The sequence below is a fragment of the Carnimonas nigrificans ATCC BAA-78 genome (assembly GCF_000526695.1).
In the GTDB taxonomy this organism is placed as follows: Bacteria; Pseudomonadota; Gammaproteobacteria; order Pseudomonadales; family Halomonadaceae; genus Carnimonas; species Carnimonas nigrificans.
The window spans coordinates 1-1,690 of record NZ_JAGO01000007.1 but is presented as its reverse complement, the minus strand read 5'-3'; the positions used below and the strand labels follow the sequence as shown (position 1 = coordinate 1,690).

Below are 1,690 nucleotides of genomic sequence, written 5' to 3'. Positions count from 1 at the left end.
GCTCAAGGCCCCAGGGAAGTCTCATCTTGAAGGGGGCTTCCCGCTTAGATGCTTTCAGCGGTTATCCCGTCCGAACATAGCTACCCGGCAATGCAATTGGCATCACAACCGGAACACCAGCGGTTCGTTCACTCCGGTCCTCTCGTACTAGGAGCAACTCTTCTCAAACTTCCTACGCCCACGGCAGATAGGGACCGAACTGTCTCACGACGTTCTAAACCCAGCTCGCGTACCACTTTAAATGGCGAACAGCCATACCCTTGGGACCGACTTCAGCCCCAGGATGTGATGAGCCGACATCGAGGTGCCAAACACCGCCGTCGATGTGAACTCTTGGGCGGTATCAGCCTGTTATCCCCGGAGTACCTTTTATCCGTTGAGCGATGGCCCTTCCATACAGAACCACCGGATCACTAGAACCTGCTTTCGCACCTGCTCGACCTGTCCGTCTCGCAGTCAAGCACCCTTATGCTCTTGCACTCATTGCACGATGTCCAACCGTGCTGAGGGTACCTTCGTGCTCCTCCGTTACTCTTTAGGAGGAGACCGCCCCAGTCAAACTACCCACCACACACTGTCCTTCCCCTGGATAACAGGGGCAAGTTAGAACGCCAATGATGTCAGGCTGGTATTTCAAGGTCGGCTCCACTGCAACTGGCGTCACAGTTTCAAAGCCTCCCAGCTATCCTACACAGACAACATCAGCGTCCAGTGTGAAGCTGTAGTAAAGGTTCACGGGGTCTTTCCGTCTAGCCGCGGGTACACTGCATCTTCACAGCGATTTCAATTTCACTGAGTCTCGGGTGGAGACAGTGTGGCCATCATTACGCCATTCGTGCAGGTCGGAACTTACCCGACAAGGAATTTCGCTACCTTAGGACCGTTATAGTTACGGCCGCCGTTTACTGGGGCTTCGATCAGGAGCTTCGGACGAATCCTAACACCATCAATTAACCTTCCAGCACCGGGCAGGCGTCACACCCTATACGTCCGCTTACGCGTTTGCAGAGTGCTGTGTTTTTAATAAACAGTTGCAGCCACCTAGTATCTTCGACCGCTCAAGGCTTACGGAGCAAGTCCTTCACCTTAAGCGGCGTACCTTCTCCCGAAGTTACGGTACCATTTTGCCTAGTTCCTTCACCCGAGTTCTCTCAAGCGCCTTGGTATTCTCTACCTGACCACCTGTGTCGGTTTGGGGTACGGTCGCATATTACCTGAAGCTTAGAGGCTTTTCCTGGAAGCGTGGCATTAACGGCTTCCCCGATCACAAGGATTGGGTTCGTCTCGTATCTCGGCCTTGAGCAAGCGGATTTGCCTACTTGCTCAGCCTACATACTTTCACCTGGAACCATCACCAGGCCCGCCTAGCCTTCTCCGTCCCCCCATCGCAGTAATATCCGGTACGGGAATATTAACCCGTTTCCCATCGGCTACGCGTTTCCGCCTCACCTTAGGGGCCGACTCACTCTGCTCCGATTAACGTCGAACAGAAAACCTTGGTCTTCCGGCGGAGGAGGTTTTCACTCCTCTTATCGTTACTCATGTCAGCATTCGCACTTGTGATACCTCCAGCATGCTTTACAACACACCTTCGCAGGCTTACACAACGCTCCTCTACCGCTCATCCAAGAAGGATGAACCCGTAGCTTCGGCATCTGGTTTGAGCCCCGTTACATCTTCCGCGCAGGCC

1 rRNA gene is annotated in these 1,690 nt (G+C 53.8%); it reads right to left on the bottom strand.

Annotated elements, in window-relative coordinates:
- A 23S ribosomal RNA gene (locus L881_RS0101200) occupies positions 1-1,690 on the bottom strand; the annotation flags it as partial.